Here is an 18,464-nt window from a genome sequence, read left to right as displayed (position 1 = left end):
GGTCGGCCGTGTGGTGCGGTGTCTCCTGTCCTACCGGCCCGTTGGGGGCCGCTGCGCGGGGCCGTTTCCCCTACCCGCCCCTCCCCACAACCGGGCTCCGCCCGGACCCGTTCACCGCGCTCCGCGCGGTGTTTCGGGGGCTCTGCCCCCGTACCCCCGCGCCTCAAACGCCGGCGAGGCTGAAGATGCCCTACGGTCTGGCGGTGTGGGAGGTGCCCCCACCCGGGCCCCCGCGCCTCGAACGCTGGCGAGGCTGAAGCCGCCTCCATCAGCGAGGTTGGAGATGCCGCGCCGGGCGACTTTGGCGCGGCTGGGGGATCCCAGCGTCCGCAGGGCCCGGTTCGGGGGTGGTGGTCACGGCGGGCTGCCGAAGAAGCGGTGGCGGAGGCGTCGTCGGCGCGTGTGGCGCAGACCCAGTGGCCGCGTGCTGAACGCGTTGTCGAGGAGCGCCTCCGCCAGCGCCGCACCCTCCGGGCGATCCGTCCGCGGTACCTGCTTCGCCAGCTGGCGGTAGCTCGCCGACAACTGCTCGCGCAGTTCCCGTTCCGTCGCCGGCGGCCGGCCCCCCGCCGGCAGCGCGGCCCGCAGCTGGGCGAGCACTCCTGGGCCCTGGACCCGTACCAGTTCCAGCAGTTGTTCCCGCAGCTCTGCCCGGAGACGTTCCTGCGCCTGCCGGTCGGTGAGCCCCTCGTGGCCGGTGAGCCGGTGCAGCGCGGCGTGGGCCCGTATCGCGGAGGCGACCGTCGGGGTGCCCGCGTGGATGCGGACCATCGCCGTACGCGCGGCGGTGCGGTGCCGGGAGTCCGGTGGCACGCCGTCGAGGGAGGCCAGCGCGTCCTCTGGGTTGTGCCGGGCCAGATGGATACGGGCCAGCCCGAAGGCGGCGGCGCCGAGCGCGTGGTTGCGCCGCCACACCGCGTCGTAGAAGAGCATGGCCTGCTCCTCGTGCGTCCGGCGGGCCTGAGCCTGTGGGCCCTGTGGAGTCTGTGGCGCGTCGGCGCGTTCCTCGGCCCGCCATTCGTCGGCGAGCTTCTCGTGGCAGTAGCCGAGGGCGAGTTTGGGGGCGTACTCGCCGGGGATCGCCGCGTACACCGTGTCGAAGCATTCCAGTGCCCGCCGCAGCCGCCCGTGCGCGAGCTGGGCGAGGCCCTGGTGCCAGTCGAGGCGCCAGTCGTAGCGGGCCCGGTCGCCGAGGAGGCGCCCGGCGCGCTCGAGTTCCACGGCGGCGGCCACGAGCTCCTTGTCGCGGCCGTGGCGGCGGGCACCGGCGAGCTCCAGGTGGAGGCGGCAGCGCAGCAGGTGGAGTTCCGGCGAGGGCAGCCACTCGTCGCTGAGCTGCAGCAGTCCCGCCGGGTCGTCGTACGAGGTGCGTTGCAGTTCCTTCCAGTTGGGGTCCTGCACGTCGGCCTTGGGCACGGGCAGCGCGACCGCCGCCTCCGCCGGTTCCGGGACGTGGGCGCCGAGCCGGTCGACGGTGCCGTCGGCCCGCCAGCGTTCCAGGGGCGGCGGTCTGCCGAGCCGCCCGTCCAGTGCGATGGCGGCCGAGTCGAAGAGGGGCGAAGGTTCGAAGGTCTCCTCGTCCAGCCGCAGCGAACGCAGTTCGCGCAGCACGCCGCGCAGCTGGACGGCCATCTCCTGCGCGGAGGCGTAGCGCCGTCTCGGGTCGACGGCCGTGGCGCGGGACAGGGCGCGCCGCAGTGACTCGGTGCCGAGGTCGGACGGTGGCGACGGGTCCTTGGCGAGCAGTTCGCCGAGGACCGCGCCGACGGTGTAGAGGTCGCCGGCGGTGGTCATGCCGCCCGTGGCACCGCTCTCCGGTGGCCGGTGGCTGACCGGTCCGGGCGCCCCCGGTTCGCGGACGCCCGCGACGTCGATCAGTTTGATGCCGGTACCGCAGTGCAGGACGTTGGTGAGCGAGAGGTCGCCGTAGACGAGCTTCTCCTGCCGGTGCAGGTGGTCGAGGGCCTCGAGGACGAGCAGGCCGTACACGACGATGAACTCGCGTACCCGCGGTCCCGCGAACGGCTCCACGCGCCTGGCGATCCGGGACGCGACCCACGACAGGGACGCGCCGTCGGCGAACTCCATCACGATGAACTCGGACGACGTGGGTTCGTGCCGTGCGTAGTTGACCACGCGGATGACGGACGGGTGGTTGAGGCTGACGAGCCGCAGCCGTTCCTGGTGGGCCTGGAGGACGGCCGCCGGATCGCCGGGGTCGAGGATTCCCTTGAGCGCGACGGGACGATTCTCCAGCAGCAGGTCGCGGGCGAGATACACCTTGCCGTGGCTGCCCTGCCCGATGGGGCCCACGACCTCGTACTGCTGGTGCAGCCGTTCGCCGCTCGCGAGCCGGTCGCCGGTCTGCTCGGTGACGAGGGCGTCCGGGTCGCGCACGGCGACGGCGGGCAGATCGGTCAGCCCGTCCCCGGGCGGCTCGACGACGAACTCGCGGGGCCCGGCCGGGCCGGTGAGCTCCAGTTCCGCGCTCTCCGCGTCCAGCAGGGCCGCCTCGATGTCGACGGCGCAGCGGAACAGGGCGTGGAGCTGGTCCTCCGAGCCGTGCAGCGGGCCTTCCGGGCCGAGCTGTTCGAGCATCCTGCGCAGCCGCGGCGCCAGCGCGGGGGGCCGCGGGCCGGAGAACTGCCGCAGCCGCTGCTCGGCCTCGGCGAGTCCGGCCAGCCGGGTGCCGAGCCGTTCGGTCCGGCGGGCGGCCCAGTCGGGGCCGAGGAGTTCGTCGCGCACCCGGGCGAGGAGCGGCGATCGGGGGTCGCTGAAGACGAGGAGGAGGCGGCTCTGGCCGCGGGCGAGGAGGGCGGCGAGGAGACGCAGGATCTCGTCGTCGCTGGATGCCGACCGGTCGACGGACAGAAAGGCGGCGCTCAGCGGCGGACTCTCCTCGGCTATCCGCCCGAGGAGGTCGCCGTTGGGGTCGTCGCCGTTGGGGTTGTCACCGTTGGGGTCGTCACCGGTGGGAACGTCGCCGCGGGGCCCGGTGGCACGGTTGCCGTGGCGTTCGGGCGGGTGCACGCCGTCCGGCCCGTGGGGGAGTTGGTCCAGTCCGATCCGGTCCGCCGCGTCCCGCGCCAGTTCGTAGGCGGTCCGGTTGGTGGCGTCGACGGCGATGTCGATGCTGCCGGCCTGCGGATCGTCCGCGCCGTCCGCCGTGCCCGTGCCGCTCGCCCGTGACCGCGACGCCTCCGGCGGGCTCTGCTCGCGGTCGGCGAGCGTGAGCACCGATCTGACCGTGTGGAGCAGGTCGTGCTCGCCCTCCCCGGCGAACACGGGTTCCACGGGGTCGGTGTCCGGTGCGCCGTCGAGCCACCGGGTCAGCCGGCGGTGCAGACCCGGTACCCGCCCGGAGGCGGTCCTGTCGTGCGCGACCACGACGTCGTGGGAGACGGCCGGTTTGCCCGTGACCGTCAGCCCCAGCCGTTCCAGCGGCAGGTGCTTGAGCACGGTCTCGGTGGGGATCATGTACGCGTGATCCCTTCGCACCCGCGCCTGCGGGGTGCCGAACTGGTGCGCCACGATGCCGATGACGCGCCGCGAACGGCTGTGCACGACCGCGCATCCGCTGTATCCGCGCCGCACCACGTACGGCGCGTTCAGCGCGTCGAGCTGTACCCACTCCGGTGTCGGTGCCGGCCCGCCGCGCCCCATCAGCCGGGCGTCCAGGTGCTCGCCGCCGGGCAGGTCCTCCGGGTATCCGGTGAAGTGCACCGTGTCGCCGCGCGCCGGGATCTGGCGGTGCAGCACGGCGTGCGGCACGGCGGGCTCGTGGTCCAGCTTGAGCAGGGCGAGGTCCCCGCCGAACTGGCCCGTCGGCATGACGAGGTACTCCCGCAGCAGCCGGGCCCGCAACGGGTGCGCCGTCTCCCCGGCGGAAGGCCGCGGCAGGTCGACGTACACCTCCTCCAGCGGCGTGCGGACACCGGAGGAGTCCGGGCGGGAGAGGAGTACATGCGCGCAGGTCAGCACCAGGCCGCCGGGGAGCAGTACCCCGGCGCCGAGCGGCCTGCCCGCGCGATCAGCCCCCCGGAGCAGACGTACGCGCCAACTTTCCTCCTGTGCGGAGGAGTTGGATGTGCGAAACGGCTCGCTCATACTGCACCACGATAACTACGGGAGACGGGGGGCGCGATGGCCGAGCGTGACGAAACCGGTGTGGTGGGGCTGGCCGAGGTGATCGGGCAGGTCCGTGACGAGCTGGAGCGGGCACAACGGGCCGGTGAGGGGCGGGATCTGCGGTTCAGCGTGGAGAGTGTGCACCTGGAGTTCGCGGTGCAGGTGCGGCGGGAGGGCAGCGGGCGGGCCGAGTTGCGGATCGGGGTTCTGACCGCGGGCGGCGGTGCCACGGCGGCGCGCGACACCACGCACACCATTCAGGTCGAACTGAAGCCCCACGGCCGCGACGGGAACCCGAACATCAGCGTCGGCGGCGAGTGACGGACCTGGACCCGTGACTCCGGACCGTGACCCGGACCCGGACCCGGACCCGGACCCGGACCCGTGACCCCGGACCCGGGTCAAGGGTCCGGGGTCACGGGCCGGTCGTGGGCCCGTCGCCGACCAGCGACTCGCCCACGCGGGTACGTGCGTAGAGCACCACGCGACCCGTGCGGTGCGCGCTGACCAGACCGGCCGCGCGCAGCGCCGTCAGGTGCTGCGAGACGCCGCCCGCGGACATGTTGATGCGGCGGGCCAGGTCCGTCGTCGAGGCGGGGGCGGACAGCTCCGCCAGCAGGAGGGCGCGGGTGCGGCCGAGGACGGCGGCGAGGGCGTCGGACAGCGGCGCCGCCCGCTCCTCCCAAAGGGTGGCGGTGCCGCGGGGCGGGTAGCGCAGAGTGGGCTGCCAGTCCGGGCTGTCCACGTCGGAGAAGATCCGCTGCCCGGCGAAGACGGACGGCACCAGCAGCAGGCCCCTGCCGTCCAGGTTCCGGGCCCCGCGCACACAGCGGTGCATCACCTGCAGCGTTCCCGCGTCCCACGTCACCCGCGGGTCCAGATCGTCGAAGAGACGGCGTGCGCCGCCTTCCGCGAGCCGCCGGGCCCGGTACAGGATGTCGCCCTCGACCAGGGTGAGGATGCGCGGCCAGTACGGGGCGAGCGCCACCTCCCAGTAGGCGGCGATCGTCTCCACGAGCCGGCCGAGACCGCGGTCCGGGTCCTCGCGCAGCGCGGCGACCCCTTCGCGGGCGGCGGGCGTCGTCGTACGGAGCAGGGCGTGCGGTGTGGACCGCAGGGCGGTGAGCTCCACCTCGAGCGAGGGCTGCGGGGTGGTCGGCGGCGCCACCAGGAAGCCGGGGATGCCGGCCGGAGGCGCGCCGACCAGCGCGGACAGTGGTGCGAGGTCGAGTTTCGCGGCCGTGAGACGGGGGCGTACACGCTCGAGCCAACGACGGTGCGTTCCTGAAATGTCCGCGCCCTTGAGCGCCCGCACGCTCGCGACGACCTCCCACAGCGGGGAGACGGCGAACCGGGTGCGGGCGACATCCTCCGCCGAGAAGGCGATCTCCAGCATCCCGCCCTCGGGGCGGCTCTCGAGCACCATTCGGTCGAGACTAAATCATTGGAGTACGCGGCGGAGCAGGGGCAGCGTACGGATCATGTCCACACCCACTCGTACGTCCGCGTCCGCGTCCACGGACGGGCCCGGGGCCGGGTCCGCCGGCAGTCCGTGGCGGTCCCGTGACTTCCGGAGCCTGTTCACGGCCACCCTCTTCAGCCATCTCGGCACGAACATCGGCTATGTGGCCGTCCCGCTGATCGCCGTGTCCGCGCTGGACGCGAGCGCCGGCGAGGTCGGCCTGCTGGCCACGCTGAGCACGGTGGCGTTCCTGCTGATCGGACTGCCCGCCGGGGCCTGGGTTGACCGGATGCGGCACCGGCCGGTTCTGATCGCCGCGGATCTGGCCAGGGCGGTCCTGTTCGCCTCTGTGCCGGTCGCCTGGGCACTGGACGCCCTCACCCTGGGCCAGCTCTACGCCGTCGTGCTGCTCAACGGGTGCGCGATGGTCTTCTTCGACGTCGGCTCGCAGAGTTTCCTGCCCCGGCTCGTGGACCGCGAGGCCCTGGTCCCGGCGAACGCGGCGGTGGTGAGCCTGCAGGCCGCGAGCAGTGTGGCGGGCCGGGGCGCGGGCGGCGGCATCGTGCAGCTGTTCACCGCGCCGGTCGCCGTCGTCGGGGTCGGCCTGCTGTATCTGGCCTCCGCCCTCAGACTGGCCCTGCCGTCCCGCCGGCCGGCCGCCGCGGCGCTCCCCGCCGCGCCGCGGGCGGCCACCGGCCGACTGGGCGCCCAGATCGCGGAGGGCGTGCGGCATGTACTGCGCAACGCGGAGCTGCGGGCCCTCGCGCTCACGGCGTCCCTCACCAACCTCGGCTCACAGATCGTCAACACCCTGCTGCCGGTGCTCTTCGTCCGCGAACTGGGCCTGTCGGCCGGTGTGCTGGGGCTCTACTGGGCGGCGGGCGGCCTCGGCGTCCTCATCGGCGCGCGCTGCGCACGCCCCATCGGCCGGCTCCTCGGACACGGCCGTACGCTCGGCCTCGCCGGCCTGTGGATGGCGCCCACGGCGCTGCTCCTGCCGCTCGTCGACCGGGGCGTGTGGCTGTGGGTCGCGGGGGCGGGATGGATGCTCATGATGTTCAAGGTCGGCGTCGACAATGTGCTCGGCGTGAGCCTGCGGCAGCGGCTGACTCCGGACCCGCTGCTCGGCCGGATGAACGCCACCTTCCGATTCATGCTCACCGGCGCGATCGCCGTCGGCTCCGCGACGGCGGGCCTGATCGGCGAGTTCGCGGGGCTGGACGCGGCGCTCTGGACAGGCGCGGGCTGCCTGTCGCTGGCCTTCCTGCCGGTCTTCCTCTCGCCGGTCCGCCGTCGCCGCGAACTGCCCCGGCAGAGCGCCGCGTAGTCCGGCCCGCGACCCGCCGCTACAGGCGGCTCAGCGCGGCGGCCGCGAACAGCACGTCCCGGATCGCCTCCCGGTCGCCGTCCTGACCGGCGGCGGCCTCCTCGGGTGAGACGTGACCGGCCACCAGCTTGCAGAACTCGACTCCGTCCAGCGCGACTTGCGCGACCGACTTGTCCGGTGAGCCGACGGAGGCCGGCGAGTCCAGGGCGATGTACCAGTTCCCGCCGCCGGAACCCTCGACCTCCAGATGGAGCGAACGCCCGGGTGCGCCGGCCGCGACCAGGTGCTGGGGCGGCCCCGCGAGCCCGGCACGCCTGCGTTCCGCGAGCGCCGCGGGCAGCAGCCGGGCCGCGAGGTCGATCATCCGGTTGAGATGCCTGCCGCTCGGCGGGGCGTACGGGTAGTCCACGGCGTCGGCGATGTCGTCCGCGTGGATCCAGCACTCGAAGGCCCGGTCGAGCAGCGCGTCCCGCAGGGGCAGGGAGAACGCCCCGTAGGACACCGACAGTTCGGCGACGCCCCGACCGGCGAAGGACACCGTACGGATGAGGGTGTGGCTCTGGTCGCGCCACGGCTCACGGATCTCGCCCGCCGGCGGCCGGTGGGCGTTGTTCCAGAACGTCTCCGTGCGCGCCGTCGGCAGGCGCGGCGCGTGCGACCCCAGCGGGTCGTCGAGGCCGAGGGCGCCGGTGACTATGCCGTCGACGGTCATCAGGTGCCCGATCACGCCGGCCACCGTCGTACTGCGGGTGACCCTGCGCTCGCCCTCGAACCACTTGAGCCGCACCGGCGCGTGCCACTCCGACTCCCCGATGTCCCGCAGCAGCGCGTCCAGCCTGGCGGTCTCCGCGTCGTAAGGGTCGGCCCAGTCGGGCACGGGGATACGGGCGGGCCTGCGGCCCAGGCAGTTCTCCAGCACCCGGAAGCGCAGCAGCGGGTCGAGGTCCAGATCACGGTCGGTGTGCAGCAGGCCGACCGCGTCCCGCAGCCGCAGGGCCTCCTCCGCGCAGGGAGCGCAGTCCCCGAGATGCTCCTCCACGGCGGCGGTCTCCTCGGCGGAGCAGGCGGACAGGGCCCACGCCCCGAGCAGCGACTTCAGCACCCGGTGCGACGGCACGAAGGGGACCGACGCGGCGGCCTGGCCGGGAAGCGTCCTCTCCGCTGCGGGCGGGCCCGCCTCGGCCACGACGGGCTCGTCCGGGGACGCGGGCTCCGGCGGCACGGACGGTTTTGGCGGCGGGCGGTACGCGCCGGGGTGGAGGTCGTCCGCGGCGGCGCGCGGTCCCGGTATGCGTGGCACGCCCCGTACCTCGTCGCCGTCCCGCCCGCGGGCCTCGCCGTCCCGCCCGCGGCCCTCGCCGTCGTGCTCGCGGCCGTCGTCGTGGGCGCCGCCGTCCATCGGCCCGTTCACAGCACCCGCCCGTACCCGGGCGGTGACGAGCCCTCGAGCGAGCGGGTGTGCGCGGTCGACAGCAACTGCAGTCCCAGCCGCAGCCGCCGCCTCGCCTCGTCCTCCGTGACGCCGAGATCGGCGGCGGTCTGGCGGTAGTCCCTGCGCTGGAAGTACGCCAGTTCGAGCGCGGCCCGCAGCGGTGCCGGCATGGACGTCACGATGTAGTCGGCACGGGCCGCGACAGCGGCCCTGCGCACCTTCTGCTCCAGCTCCTCCGTGGTGCCGCCCTCCGCGAGCGCCGCGGACTCGGTCTGACGCAGCCGGTGCACGGCCTGGCTGTTCGTGAGCCTCGCCACCCAGGACCGCATGGAGCCCTGCTTGGGGTCGTACGCGTCCGGGTTTTCCCATATGTACCCGAACACTTCACGGGTGACCTGGTCGGCGGCCTCCTCGTCCTCGAGCACCCGGTGGGCCTGGCTGTGCACGAGCGCGGCGAACCTGTCGTACAGCTCGCCCAGGGCCGCGGCCTCGCCCCGCGCCAGCCGCTGCTGCATCCTGCGGTCCCAGCGCGGTGGTGCGTCCTTCGCCATTGCGGCCCCCAAGCCTGCTCTCTCTGCCTGCTGCCTCTGCCCTCGTGTCCGTCGCTCATTCGAATGTAGTGCGCCCGGCGGATTACGCACGAGCCTTTGCGTCAAGTACGCCCCTTCCGCGGTCCGGGATGCTAAGGCCGCGAACGGGGAACAACCCACGGGGGGCAGGCGCTGAAGCCGTGGGGCGCTCCGTGACGAACGTCGCGTTTCAGCGGCGGGCAGTCGGGAAGCGGCTGTGGAAGGGCAGCTTCCGGTCTTCTGGGACCGGTATGAGGAGGGGTCCAGACGTGGTGACACTCAAAGTGGCCGAGAGCCGGCAGGGCTCGTGGACCGTGCTGCAGGTGTGCGGGGAACTCGATCTCGTGTCCTCGCCCGTGGTGCGCCAGCGGGTCCACGACGCGGTCGCCGCCGGGCAGCACCATGTCGTGCTCGACCTCTCGGAGGTGTTCTTCTGCGACTCCAGCGGTGTCGGCGTGCTGATCGCCTCGCGGCGGCTGATGCGCTCGTGCCGCGGCAGGCTGCGGCTGATACTGCCGGCCCGCGGCGCGGAGGACGGCTCGCACGTCAACCGGGTGCTGGGCGCGCTCGGAGTGCGCCGCCTCTTCGAGGTCTACGCGGACACGGGGTCCGCCACGGACGACGGGGCGCAGCCGCTCACTGCTTGACGTCCCGGGCGGCGCCTCTGCCTCTACCGGTGCCGGTCCGCGCGCCCCTCTGCCCCCGCTGCGCGCCCCCGTACGCCCCGGCGCACCCCCGTCACCTGCGCTTCGCCCGGATGTTGCCGCCATGCAATTCCCCGGGTGCGTACACACCTCGGCCTCCGGGGCTTTACGCTCCCCGCATGGACAGCGCAGAGTACGAGCGGAAGATCGCTTCCCGCTTCGCCGCTTTCGATCAGGACGGCAACGGCTACATCGACCGCGAGGACTTCAGTTCGGCCGCGGCCAAGCTGCTCGCCGAGTTCTCCGTCGCCGCCCGCTCCGACAAGGGGCAGGATCTGTACAGCGGCGCGGAGGCGTTCTGGCAGGGCATGGCGGGCATCGCCGACGTCGACGGGGACCAGCGGGTGACCCGCCAGGAGTTCGTGACGAGCGCGGTGAAGCGGTTGCGCGACAACCCGAAGCGGTTCGGCGAGATCGCCCGCCCGTTCCTGCATGCCGTGATCAGAGTCGCCGACGAGGACGGCCGGGGCGTGACCCCCTCGGCCGTGGAGCGTGTGCTCGGCGCGCTGGGCGTCGACCCGGGGGTCGCGGCGGCGGCGGGGACGGCGCTGGACACGGACGGTGACGGACGGATCGGCGAGGAGGAGGCGTTGGCGGCGTTCGCCGCGTATTACGTCACTCCCGAGCCCGACACGAAGTAGGCCGACGGTGCGCGCCCGTGGGGCGCGGCTGTCGGGTTGTGGGTGGGTGCGGGGGTCGGTGGCTGCGGTACGCGCCGGTGGGCGCGGCTGTCGGGTTGTGGGTGGTGCGGGGGTCGGTGGCTGCGGAGGGGGGATCGCGGACTGCTTTCCCGAGCCTGCGTTTCCCTGGGCTTACGACGCTTTACGTCCGCTCACCCCCCTCCTCCGCCCCCGCCCCCCTCCCGCCGGTGGGCCCCGTGCCAGTCCTGGTCGTTCCCACGGCCCGTGCGGGGTATTGGGACCGGGGCCCCTCTCCTGGCCATCGGCTCCCCTACCTCCCCAGTGGGAGCGAATCCCTCGCCGGGGGACAGGGCACGCGCCTTCACCGGCCCTCCGGCGGGGGCGAGGGCCGATGCCCCCGGAGCGGCACCCGGACACCACACGACACGGACCGGGTCATCTGTACGCGGCGCGGAGTTTGTACTTGAGGACCTTGCGCAAGGCGTCGTTGCGGGGCAGCGCGTCCACGATCTCCAGCTGTTCCGGGAGCTTGTGCACGGACAGGCCCTCCGCGCGCAGGTGTTCGGTCAGCGCGGCCAGGGTCGGGTCGGCCACGCCGGGCGCCCGCTCCACGACGGCGCACACGCGTTCGCCGCGTTCCTCGTCCGGCAGGCCGATGACCGCCACGTCGCCCACCGCGGGGTGGGTGTGCAGCAGGTCCTCGATCTCCTTGGCGGAGATGTTCTCCCCTTTGCGGATGATGACGTCCTTGGCCCGCCCCGTGAGCACGAGATGCCCGCTGTCGGTGAGCCGGCCGAGGTCGCCGGTGATGAGGAAGCCGTCGGTGTCGAACGCGGCGGCCGTCGCGGCCGGGTCGAGGTAGCCCTTGCAGACGGCCTCGCCGCGCAGCCGGATCTCGCCGTCGACGATCCGTATCTCCATGCCGTCCGGCGGCCGGCCCTCGGTGTGGGCGAGGTCGTCCTCGGTGTCGTCGGGCGAGCCCATGGTGATCATCGGGACCTCGGTCATGCCGTAGCCGTGGGTGAGCACGCAGCCCATCTCGCGGACGACGGCGTGGTGCAGTTCGGGCGGCTTGGGCGCGCCGCCGCCGGCGAGCAGCCGCAGGGTGGGGATGAGTCTGCGGCCCGGCTGTCTGCGCTGCTCGGCGAGGAACATCGAGTAGAAGGCGGTGGAGCCGCCGGCGGTGGTCACGCCGTGCCGGCGGTACTCGTCGAGCGCGCCGGGGAGGGCGAACTTCTCGAAGAGGACTGCGGGGAATCCGTAGAGGAGCAGCATCACCAGGTAGTCCGGCCCGCCGATGTGCGCGAACGGGAAGGCGATCGAGCCGATGTCGTCCTCGGACAGGTGCAGCGCGTGGGCCAGGCAGGAGCCGCCCGCGATCAGTGAACGGTCGGTGTGCAGCACGCCCTTGGGGTCGGACGTGGTGCCGGAGGTCCAGTAGATCCAGCGGACGGCGGTGCCGGAGGCGGGCGGCGCGGGCAGGGTGGAGGGCTCGCCGTCGGGCAGTGCGTCGTACGCCTCGAAAACGCCGCGGGCGCCGACCCGTTCGGCCAGGGCGGTGTGGTCGAAGCCCCGCCACTCGCCGGGCACGGCGAAGTACTCGGCCTTGGACTCGCGCAGCGCGAAGCCGACCTCGCGGTCCCGGTAGAAGGGGATGACCGGCGTCTGCACGGCTCCGAGCCGGGCGAGGGCCACGGTCAGCAGGACCGTCTCGATCCGGGTGGGGAGCTGCCAGGCGACGACCGTGCCGGGGCGGACGCCCATCGCGTACAGGCCGGCCGCCGTCCGTTCCGAGCGGTCGTGGAGTTCGCCGAAGGTGAGGGTGCGATCGTCCTGGAGCAGGACGGGGCGGTGGGGGGTGAGTCCGGCCCTGCGGCGGACCAGTTCCCAGAGGGTGGGCGCGGTGCTCAGTGCGTGTGCGGTCCCGTTCATGCCCGGACACCTCCGCAAGCGGTAACTGACGACGCGTCAGATCGTAAGGATCCGAGCCTTGTCGGTCCAGGGGTGCGGAGCTAGCCTGGCAACCTGATCTGACGCACCGTCAGGAGGATGGTCCCGATGGAAAAGGAACTGCCCCGGATCGTCAGCGTCGACGACCACGTCATCGAGCCGGCGCACCTCTTCGAGACCTGGCTCCCGGCCAGGTACCGCGACCGCGGGCCCAGGCCCCTGACCGCGGGCATCGGCGAGCTCGTCTACACCGGCGGCAAGTACCGGATCACGATGGACCCCGAAGGGCCGCCCACGGACTGGTGGATCTACGAGGACCTGAAGTTCCCGTACAAGCGCAACATCGCCGCCGTCGGCTTCGACCGCGACGACATGACCCTCGAGGGCATCACCCGTGCCGAGATGCGGCCCGGCTGCTGGGACCCCGTGGAGCGCCTCAAGGACATGGACCTCAACCACGTCGAGGCGTCCCTGTGCTTCCCGACCTTCCCGCGTTTCTGCGGCCAGACCTTCGCCGAGGCCCATGACAAGGACGTCGCGCTTGCCTGTGTCCGCGCCTACAACGACTGGATGGTCGAGGAGTGGTGCGGCGACAGCGGCGGCCGGCTGATCCCGCTGTGCATCATCCCGTTGTGGGACATCGACCTCGCCGTCGCGGAGATCCGCAGGAACGCCGCGCGGGGCGTGCGCGCGGTCACCTTCTCCGAGATCCCCACCCATCTGGGGCTGCCGTCGATCCACACCGGCCACTGGGACCCGTTCTTCGCCGCCTGCCAGGAGACCGGCACGGTCGTCAACATGCACATCGGATCGTCGTCGCAGATGCCCGCGGCGTCCCCGGACGCGCCGCCCGCGGTGCAGGCGTCCCTCTCGTTCAACAACGCCATGGCCTCGATGACGGACTTCCTCTTCAGCGGCGTCCTCGTCCGCTTCCCCCGTCTCAAGCTGGCCTACAGCGAGGGCCAGATGGGCTGGATCCCGTACGCCCTGGAGCGTGCCGACGACGTGTGGGAGGAGCACCGGGCGTGGGGCGGGGTGCGCGGCGTGATCCCCGAACCGCCCTCGACGTACTACTACCGGCAGATCTTCTGCTGCTTCTTCCGCGACAAGCACGGCGTCGCCTCCATCGACGTCGTCGGCCGCGACAACGCCACCTTCGAGACGGACTACCCGCACGTCGACTCGACCTTCCCGCACACCAAGGAGGTCGCCCTCGACCATGTGAAGGACCTGGACGACGAGACGGTGTACAAGCTGATGCGCGGCAACGCCATCCGCATGCTCGGCCTGGACCTGGACGCGTAGTGGACCTGGCGTACACCGACGCCGAGGAGGAGTACCGGGCCCGGCTGCGCGACTGGCTGGCCGTCGTCCTGCCCAAGCTGCCCCCGCGGCCGCCGGCCGACGACTGGCCCGCGCGGCGTGCCCACGACACCGCCTGGCAGCGGATGCTGTACGACGCCGGATACGCCGACGTGCACTGGGACGCCGCACCGACCCTGCGTCTGATCTTCCTCGAGGAGACGGAGAAGGCCGGAGCGCCCTACGTCGGCGCCAACTTCGTCGGACTGCTGCACGCCGGGCCGACCGTCGCCGCCGAGGGCACACCGGCGCAGCGGGAGCGCTGGCTGGGGCCCATCCTGCGCGGCGACGAGATCTGGTGCCAGGGCTTCAGTGAACCGGACGCGGGCTCCGACCTGGCCTCGCTGCGCACCAGGGCGGTCCGCGACGGCGACGCGTACGTCGTGACTGGCTCCAAGATCTGGACCTCGCACGCCGAGGTCGCCGACTGGTGCGAACTGCTCGTCCGGACCGACCCGCAGGCTCCCCGGCACCGGGGCATCACCTGGCTCGCGATGCCCATGGACGCGCCAGGCATCACCGTACGGCCGCTGCGCACCCTGGCCGGTACCGCCGAGTTCGCCGAGATGTTCCTCGACGAGGTGCGGGTGCCGGTGACGGACCGGGTCGGGGCGGAGAACGACGGTTGGCGGGTCACGATGGTCACGCTCTCCTTCGAGCGGGGCACCGCGTTCGTCGGCGAGGTCGTCGCCTGCCGCCGCACCCTCGCGGAGGTGGCCGCTCTGGCGCGCGCCAACGGGACCTGGGACGACACGGCCGTCCGCCGCAGACTCGGACGTCTGCACGCCGAGTTCGCGGCGCTCTGGCGGCTCATCCAGTGGAACGTCAGCGAGGCGGCCGCGACCGGAGGGGTGCCGGGCGTCGGCGGGTCGGTCTTCAAGCTCCGCTACTCCCACGCCCGTCAGGAGCTGTACGACACGGCGGCGGAGGTCCTCGGCACCGACGCGCTCGACCTGTCGCGGACTTGGACGGAGCAGCGGCTCTCCTCCCTCTCGTACACCATCGCCGCCGGCACCTCGCAGATCCAGCGGAACATCGTCGCCGAGCGGATCCTCGGCCTCCCGAAGGGGCGCTGATGGACTTCCGGCTCACCGACGACCAGCGGGCGCTGCGCAGCGGTGTGCGGGAGCTGCTGACCGGCCGTTTCGGGCGGACGGCGCTGCGGGCCGCCGTGGACCGCGAGGGCTCCCTCGACCGGGAGCTCTGGCGCGAGCTGGGCAGGGCGGGGTTCTTCGCGCTACGGCTGGCGGAACGGGACGGCGGGGTGGGCCTCGGCCTGCCCGAGGCGGTGCTGGTCTTCGAGGAGGCGGGCCGGGTGCTGCTGCCGGGGCCGCTGGTGGCGACGCATCTGGCGGCCGGGCTCGTGCCGGGAGCGGCGGACGGCGCCACGGTCGTCACCTGCGTGGGGCAACTCGGCTCCCTCGTCCAGCACTTCGACGAGGCCGACGTGACTGTCGCACTGGAGGAGGACGGACCGCGCGTCGTCGAGGTGCGGCAGGGCGTCCCCGTGCGGTCCCTGGACCCGCTCACGCCGCTGCACCGCCCGCCGGTCCGGGCGGAAGGCCCGGCGGCGGGGCCGCTGCTGGGTACCGCCGTGCTCCTGACAGCCGCGGAGCAGCTCGGCAGTGCCGCCCGCAGCACCGAGGAGGCCGTGCGGTACGCGCGGGAGCGGGTGCAGTTCGGGCAGCCCGTCGGGGGTTTCCAGGCCGTGAAGCACCTGTGTGCGGAGATGCTCGTACGCACGGAGGTGGCACGAGCGGCCGTCTACGCCGCCGCGGCGGGCGGCGAGCTCATCGAGGCGGCCGGTGCCAAACTGCTGGCCGACGAGGCGGCGGTACGCGGGGCGAGGGACTGTCTGCAGGTGTTCGGCGGAATGGGCTTCACCTGGGAGGCCGACGTCCACCTCCACCTCAAGCGGTCGCTCGTGCGGGCCCGGATGTGGCTCACGACGGCTCAGGCGGAGGAGATCCAGGCGCAAGCCCTGGCCTCAGCAGGCCGGACGGTCACCGTGCGTTGATACCGGGTTGTGTCCTGCGCGAGGCTCGTCACACGGTGGAGTCGGGTTGGTGCTCCGGTACGCTGCGTGGGATGCGAGTCGCTGCGATGACGGGGTCTCACGGTGTCGCCGGCACGGCGGTCCCGGACCCGTCGATGCGCGCTGGTCGGGCTGTGCGAAGGCGTTTCGCGGCCCCGTGTTCGACTCTTCCCGGCGTGCGTCGCACAGTATGCACCACGAGTACTCCTTCACGCTGGAATATGCCCGAAGCGCTTGTTGCGGTGACTGTAAGTCAATCATGCTCTGTCGTAAGGGAATCACATTCCGTTATGGCTGTGAGGCGCAAGGCTATGTGTCCGCCGGTTCGGGTGGTGTGAGCGGTGCAGGTGCTTCAGGTGCAGTTGGAGATCGGATCCGACCCTTCGGAGGTGGGGCGAGCCCGCAGATGGGCCAGATCACGGCTCGTGAAGTCCGGGATGGGCGACGACGAACCACTGGCGGAGACGCTGATCCTGTTGATCTCGGAGCTGGTGACCAACGCCGTCGTGCACACGGGGTGCCCGGCCGTCCTGCGGATGCTGTTCGGCGTCGGCGCGGGTGCCGCGAGGCCGGGGACGGTCAGGGTCGAGGTCGCCGACGTCAGCGCGTGCCCGCCGAGGCCGAGGAACGCGAAGGGCGAGGACACCGGGGGCCGCGGCCTGGAACTGGTCGACGGGCTCGCGGACCGCTGGGGCTGGCAGCGTGAGGGCGCCGGAAAGTCCATCTGGTGCGAGGTGGACCACGACCTGCCGACAGGAGCCTCGCGGCTGGCGGGCCCGCCCGTGGTGGCACGCGGAGCCTGAGGACGGCCTTCCGGTGGCCGCGGGCGTCAGCAGGCGCACGGCCTTCCCGTGGCCGCGGGCGTCAGCGGGCGCACGGCGTCCGGTTGCCGAACGCCTTCCTCCCACGGGCCGGCGACCGCGGGACGACTCAGAGTACGGCGACCGGGGCGACCGGTGTGCCGGTGCCGCCGACGAAGGGTTCCGGCATGGCGGAGAGCAGGAAGGCGTACCGCCCCTCCTCCGCACAGGCCGTGGAAAGCCCCTCCAGATTCCAGTTCTGACCCTGCAGCATGCCCATCTCCACCAGGTCCAGCGCGTGGACCGGCAGCCAGAGGTCCTCGATCTCCGGCGGGAAGATCTCGAACGTCAGGGTGTCGTTCGCGACGGCGGCCACGTCGTGCGCGTGGAACCACTCGGGTGTGCGAACGGACAGGCCCGGCGAGGGATACGCGTAGCCGTGCCGGTCGCCGCCGAGACAGAGCCGCACATGCCCGGTACGTACGAGCACGATGTCCCCGCCGCCGACCGTGACACCGCCGAACTCCGCCGCCTCCTCGAGGTCCTCCGGGGTGACCGCGTGGCCTTCGGGGAGCCGGTCCAGCCCCTTGGCGCGCGCGACGTCCAGCAGCACGCCGCGTGAGACGACGGGCGTCGCCTTGTCGATGCCGCTGAAGCGGGCACCGTCGTGCGGCGTGATGGTGCCTGCGGGACGGCCGTTGTAGATCCGGCCCGAGTGCGACGCGTGCGTCAGGGCGTCCCAGTGCGTGGCCGCCTGCAGTCCCATCGTCACGGTGTCGTCGCTGGTGGCGACGGTGCCGGGGCCGAACAGCTCCTGGTTGATCTGGGCCATCGTGTGCAGCGGGTCGATCCGGCCCGGGATGACGCCGGTCTGCACGCCGTCCTGCCGGAGCGGCAGCGCGAGGGGGACGCGCAGCCCGCTGCGGACCGTCGCGGCGGCGTTCCTGACCACCTCTGCGGTGATCAGGTTCAGGGTGCCGATCTCGTCGTCGTCCCCCCAACGCCCCCAGTTGTTGACGCGTTTCGCGATGTCGTGGAACGCGGCCGGCAGTGACATCGGGCCTCCCGGGGCTTGTGTTCATGCGTCGGACTGAACAGAATCTAACGGTCCGTCAGAAACCGCGGGAAGGGGCCGGTCGTGGGGAACTTCTTGGCAGGCAGGACCGTCGCCGTGACCGGAGCCGGCCGCGGCATCGGGCGTGCCGTGGCCCTGGCCTGCGCGGCCGAGGGCGCGAACGTCGTCGTGAACGACTACGGAGTGTCCGTCGACGGATCGTCGCCCACGTCCGCCGTCGCGGACGGCGTCGTCAAGGAGATCGAGGCCGCGGGCGGCACGGCCGTCGCCGTGGCCGACGACATCGCCACCATGGCGGGCGGGCAGCGCGTCGTGGACGTCGCGCTCGCCGAGTTCGGGCACCTGGACGGGGTCGTCTGCGTCGCCGGCATCCTGCGCGAACGGATGCTGTTCAACATGTCGGAGGACGAGTGGGACCCGGTCCTCGCCACCCATCTCAAGGGCACCTTCACCGTCTTCCGCGCCGCGTCGGCCGTGATGCGGGCCCAGGGCTCCGGCACCCTGATCGGCTTCACCAGCGGCAACCACCAGGGCAGCGTCTCCCAGGCCAACTACTCGGCGGCCAAGGGCGGCATCATCTCGCTGGTGCGCAGCGCGGCGCTCGGTCTGCACAAGTACGGCGTCACGGCGAACGCGGTGGCACCCGTCGCCCGTACCCGCATGTCGGGAGGCGTCCCCATGGAACTCAAGGAGATCGGCGAGCCGGAGGACGTCGCGGCGCTGGTCGTCTACCTCCTCTCCGACCGCGCCCGTGACGAGTGGATCACCGGCCAGGTCTATACGATCGCGGGTCCCAAGATCGCGGTCTGGGCGCAGCCGAGGGAGCTCCGCGCGGCCTACGCGGAAGGCCCCTGGACACCCGACCGCATAGCCGACCTGCTCCCGGGCACCGTCGGCGTCGATCCCATGCCGATGCTGGCCCAGTTGGAGGCCATGCGGTCGGCGGCGTCCCGCGGCGCCCGCCCGAACGCCTGAGTCG

The 18,464-nt window shown here is 72.6% G+C and carries 15 protein-coding genes; 9 read left to right on the top strand and 6 right to left on the bottom strand.

Annotated features, from left to right (window positions below):
• Positions 1 to 354: 354 nt before the first annotated feature.
• A complete protein-coding gene (locus ACFYV1_RS19060) occupies positions 355 to 4,107 on the bottom strand; it encodes a tetratricopeptide repeat protein (protein ID WP_389396657.1) in 3,753 nt (1,250 codons plus the stop codon).
• Between the two features lie 36 nt (positions 4,108 to 4,143).
• Here ACFYV1_RS19060 and ACFYV1_RS19055 point away from each other — a divergent pair, with 36 nt between their 5' ends.
• On the top strand, positions 4,144 to 4,449 hold the full coding sequence (locus tag ACFYV1_RS19055) for a trypco2 family protein (protein ID WP_389396656.1): 306 nt from the start codon (positions 4,144 to 4,146) through the stop codon (positions 4,447 to 4,449).
• A gap of 94 nt (positions 4,450 to 4,543) precedes the next feature.
• On the opposite strand, the gene ACFYV1_RS19050 is transcribed toward ACFYV1_RS19055, so the two are convergent.
• Complete coding sequence (locus tag ACFYV1_RS19050; protein ID WP_389396655.1) at positions 4,544 to 5,554, bottom strand: ArsR/SmtB family transcription factor; 1,011 nt, start codon at positions 5,552 to 5,554, stop codon at positions 4,544 to 4,546.
• A 55-nt stretch (positions 5,555 to 5,609) separates the two neighbouring features.
• Between ACFYV1_RS19050 and ACFYV1_RS19045 the strand changes: the two genes are divergently transcribed.
• The gene (locus tag ACFYV1_RS19045; RefSeq protein WP_389396654.1) at positions 5,610 to 6,917 is read left to right on the top strand and encodes an MFS transporter; all 1,308 of its coding nucleotides are present in this window, start codon (positions 5,610 to 5,612) and stop codon (positions 6,915 to 6,917) included.
• A gap of 19 nt (positions 6,918 to 6,936) precedes the next feature.
• On the opposite strand, the gene ACFYV1_RS19040 is transcribed toward ACFYV1_RS19045, so the two are convergent.
• Both ACFYV1_RS19040 and ACFYV1_RS19035 read right to left on the bottom strand, forming a co-directional pair.
• Entirely contained in the window at positions 6,937 to 8,316 is a 1,380-nt protein-coding gene (locus ACFYV1_RS19040; protein ID WP_389396902.1) for a maleylpyruvate isomerase N-terminal domain-containing protein, read from the bottom strand.
• 8 nt (positions 8,317 to 8,324) lie between these two features.
• Positions 8,325 to 8,900 (bottom strand): sigma-70 family RNA polymerase sigma factor, encoded by a 576-nt coding sequence (locus ACFYV1_RS19035; RefSeq protein WP_389396653.1) that lies wholly within the window; start codon positions 8,898 to 8,900, stop codon positions 8,325 to 8,327.
• 290 nt (positions 8,901 to 9,190) lie between these two features.
• Between ACFYV1_RS19035 and ACFYV1_RS19030 the strand changes: the two genes are divergently transcribed.
• A complete protein-coding gene (locus tag ACFYV1_RS19030; RefSeq protein WP_389396901.1) occupies positions 9,191 to 9,565 on the top strand; it encodes an STAS domain-containing protein in 375 nt (124 codons plus the stop codon).
• Between the two features lie 176 nt (positions 9,566 to 9,741).
• Positions 9,742 to 10,263 (top strand): EF-hand domain-containing protein, encoded by a 522-nt coding sequence (locus ACFYV1_RS19025; RefSeq protein WP_389396652.1) that lies wholly within the window; start codon positions 9,742 to 9,744, stop codon positions 10,261 to 10,263.
• Between the two features lie 435 nt (positions 10,264 to 10,698).
• On the opposite strand, the gene ACFYV1_RS19020 is transcribed toward ACFYV1_RS19025, so the two are convergent.
• Positions 10,699 to 12,195 carry a class I adenylate-forming enzyme family protein gene (locus ACFYV1_RS19020; RefSeq protein WP_389396651.1) on the bottom strand — a complete coding sequence of 499 codons (1,497 nt, stop codon included), beginning with the start codon at positions 12,193 to 12,195 and terminating at the stop codon, positions 10,699 to 10,701.
• Positions 12,196 to 12,321: 126 nt separating this feature from the next.
• Between ACFYV1_RS19020 and ACFYV1_RS19015 the strand changes: the two genes are divergently transcribed.
• The 4 genes from ACFYV1_RS19015 (at position 12,322) to ACFYV1_RS19000 (ending at position 16,413) form a co-directional block, all read left to right on the top strand.
• Positions 12,322 to 13,518, top strand: coding sequence for an amidohydrolase family protein (locus ACFYV1_RS19015; RefSeq protein WP_389396900.1), 1,197 nt, complete (start codon positions 12,322 to 12,324; stop codon positions 13,516 to 13,518).
• On the top strand, positions 13,518 to 14,651 hold the full coding sequence (locus ACFYV1_RS19010) for an acyl-CoA dehydrogenase family protein (RefSeq protein WP_389396650.1): 1,134 nt from the start codon (positions 13,518 to 13,520) through the stop codon (positions 14,649 to 14,651). The genes ACFYV1_RS19015 and ACFYV1_RS19010 overlap by 1 nt, the downstream gene beginning before the upstream one ends.
• Complete coding sequence (locus tag ACFYV1_RS19005) at positions 14,651 to 15,592, top strand: acyl-CoA dehydrogenase family protein (protein ID WP_389396649.1); 942 nt, start codon at positions 14,651 to 14,653, stop codon at positions 15,590 to 15,592. The genes ACFYV1_RS19010 and ACFYV1_RS19005 overlap by 1 nt, the downstream gene beginning before the upstream one ends.
• Before the next feature lie 359 nt (positions 15,593 to 15,951).
• Positions 15,952 to 16,413: an ATP-binding protein gene (locus tag ACFYV1_RS19000; protein WP_389396648.1), complete on the top strand. Its 462-nt coding sequence runs from the start codon at positions 15,952 to 15,954 to the stop codon at positions 16,411 to 16,413.
• A 127-nt stretch (positions 16,414 to 16,540) separates the two neighbouring features.
• On the opposite strand, the gene ACFYV1_RS18995 is transcribed toward ACFYV1_RS19000, so the two are convergent.
• Positions 16,541 to 17,467 (bottom strand): cyclase family protein, encoded by a 927-nt coding sequence (locus ACFYV1_RS18995; protein ID WP_389396647.1) that lies wholly within the window; start codon positions 17,465 to 17,467, stop codon positions 16,541 to 16,543.
• Between the two features lie 81 nt (positions 17,468 to 17,548).
• On the opposite strand from ACFYV1_RS18995, the gene ACFYV1_RS18990 reads away from it, so the two are divergent.
• Positions 17,549 to 18,460, top strand: coding sequence for an SDR family oxidoreductase (locus tag ACFYV1_RS18990; RefSeq protein WP_389396646.1), 912 nt, complete (start codon positions 17,549 to 17,551; stop codon positions 18,458 to 18,460).
• The last annotated feature ends 4 nt before the right edge of the window (positions 18,461 to 18,464 follow it).

The sequence above is a fragment of the Streptomyces sp. NPDC003023 genome (assembly GCF_042888225.1).
Lineage (GTDB): Bacteria > Actinomycetota > Actinomycetes > Streptomycetales > Streptomycetaceae > Streptomyces.
The sequence above is the reverse complement of the archived record's forward strand: the minus strand, read 5'-3'. Positions and strand labels throughout refer to the sequence as shown.

Coding starts and splice junctions, on each gene's coding strand:
- ACFYV1_RS19060 (WP_389396657.1), bottom strand. CDS start 4,107: ATGAGCGAGCCGTTTCGCACATCCAACTCCTCCGCACAGGAGGAAAGT.
- ACFYV1_RS19055 (WP_389396656.1), top strand. CDS start 4,144: ATGGCCGAGCGTGACGAAACCGGTGTGGTGGGGCTGGCCGAGGTGATC.
- ACFYV1_RS19050 (WP_389396655.1), bottom strand. CDS start 5,554: ATGGTGCTCGAGAGCCGCCCCGAGGGCGGGATGCTGGAGATCGCCTTC.
- ACFYV1_RS19045 (WP_389396654.1), top strand. CDS start 5,610: ATGTCCACACCCACTCGTACGTCCGCGTCCGCGTCCACGGACGGGCCC.
- ACFYV1_RS19040 (WP_389396902.1), bottom strand. CDS start 8,316: ATGGACGGCGGCGCCCACGACGACGGCCGCGAGCACGACGGCGAGGGC.
- ACFYV1_RS19035 (WP_389396653.1), bottom strand. CDS start 8,900: ATGGCGAAGGACGCACCACCGCGCTGGGACCGCAGGATGCAGCAGCGG.
- ACFYV1_RS19025 (WP_389396652.1), top strand. CDS start 9,742: ATGGACAGCGCAGAGTACGAGCGGAAGATCGCTTCCCGCTTCGCCGCT.
- ACFYV1_RS19020 (WP_389396651.1), bottom strand. CDS start 12,195: ATGAACGGGACCGCACACGCACTGAGCACCGCGCCCACCCTCTGGGAA.
- ACFYV1_RS19015 (WP_389396900.1), top strand. CDS start 12,322: ATGGAAAAGGAACTGCCCCGGATCGTCAGCGTCGACGACCACGTCATC.
- ACFYV1_RS19005 (WP_389396649.1), top strand. CDS start 14,651: ATGGACTTCCGGCTCACCGACGACCAGCGGGCGCTGCGCAGCGGTGTG.
- ACFYV1_RS18995 (WP_389396647.1), bottom strand. CDS start 17,467: ATGTCACTGCCGGCCGCGTTCCACGACATCGCGAAACGCGTCAACAAC.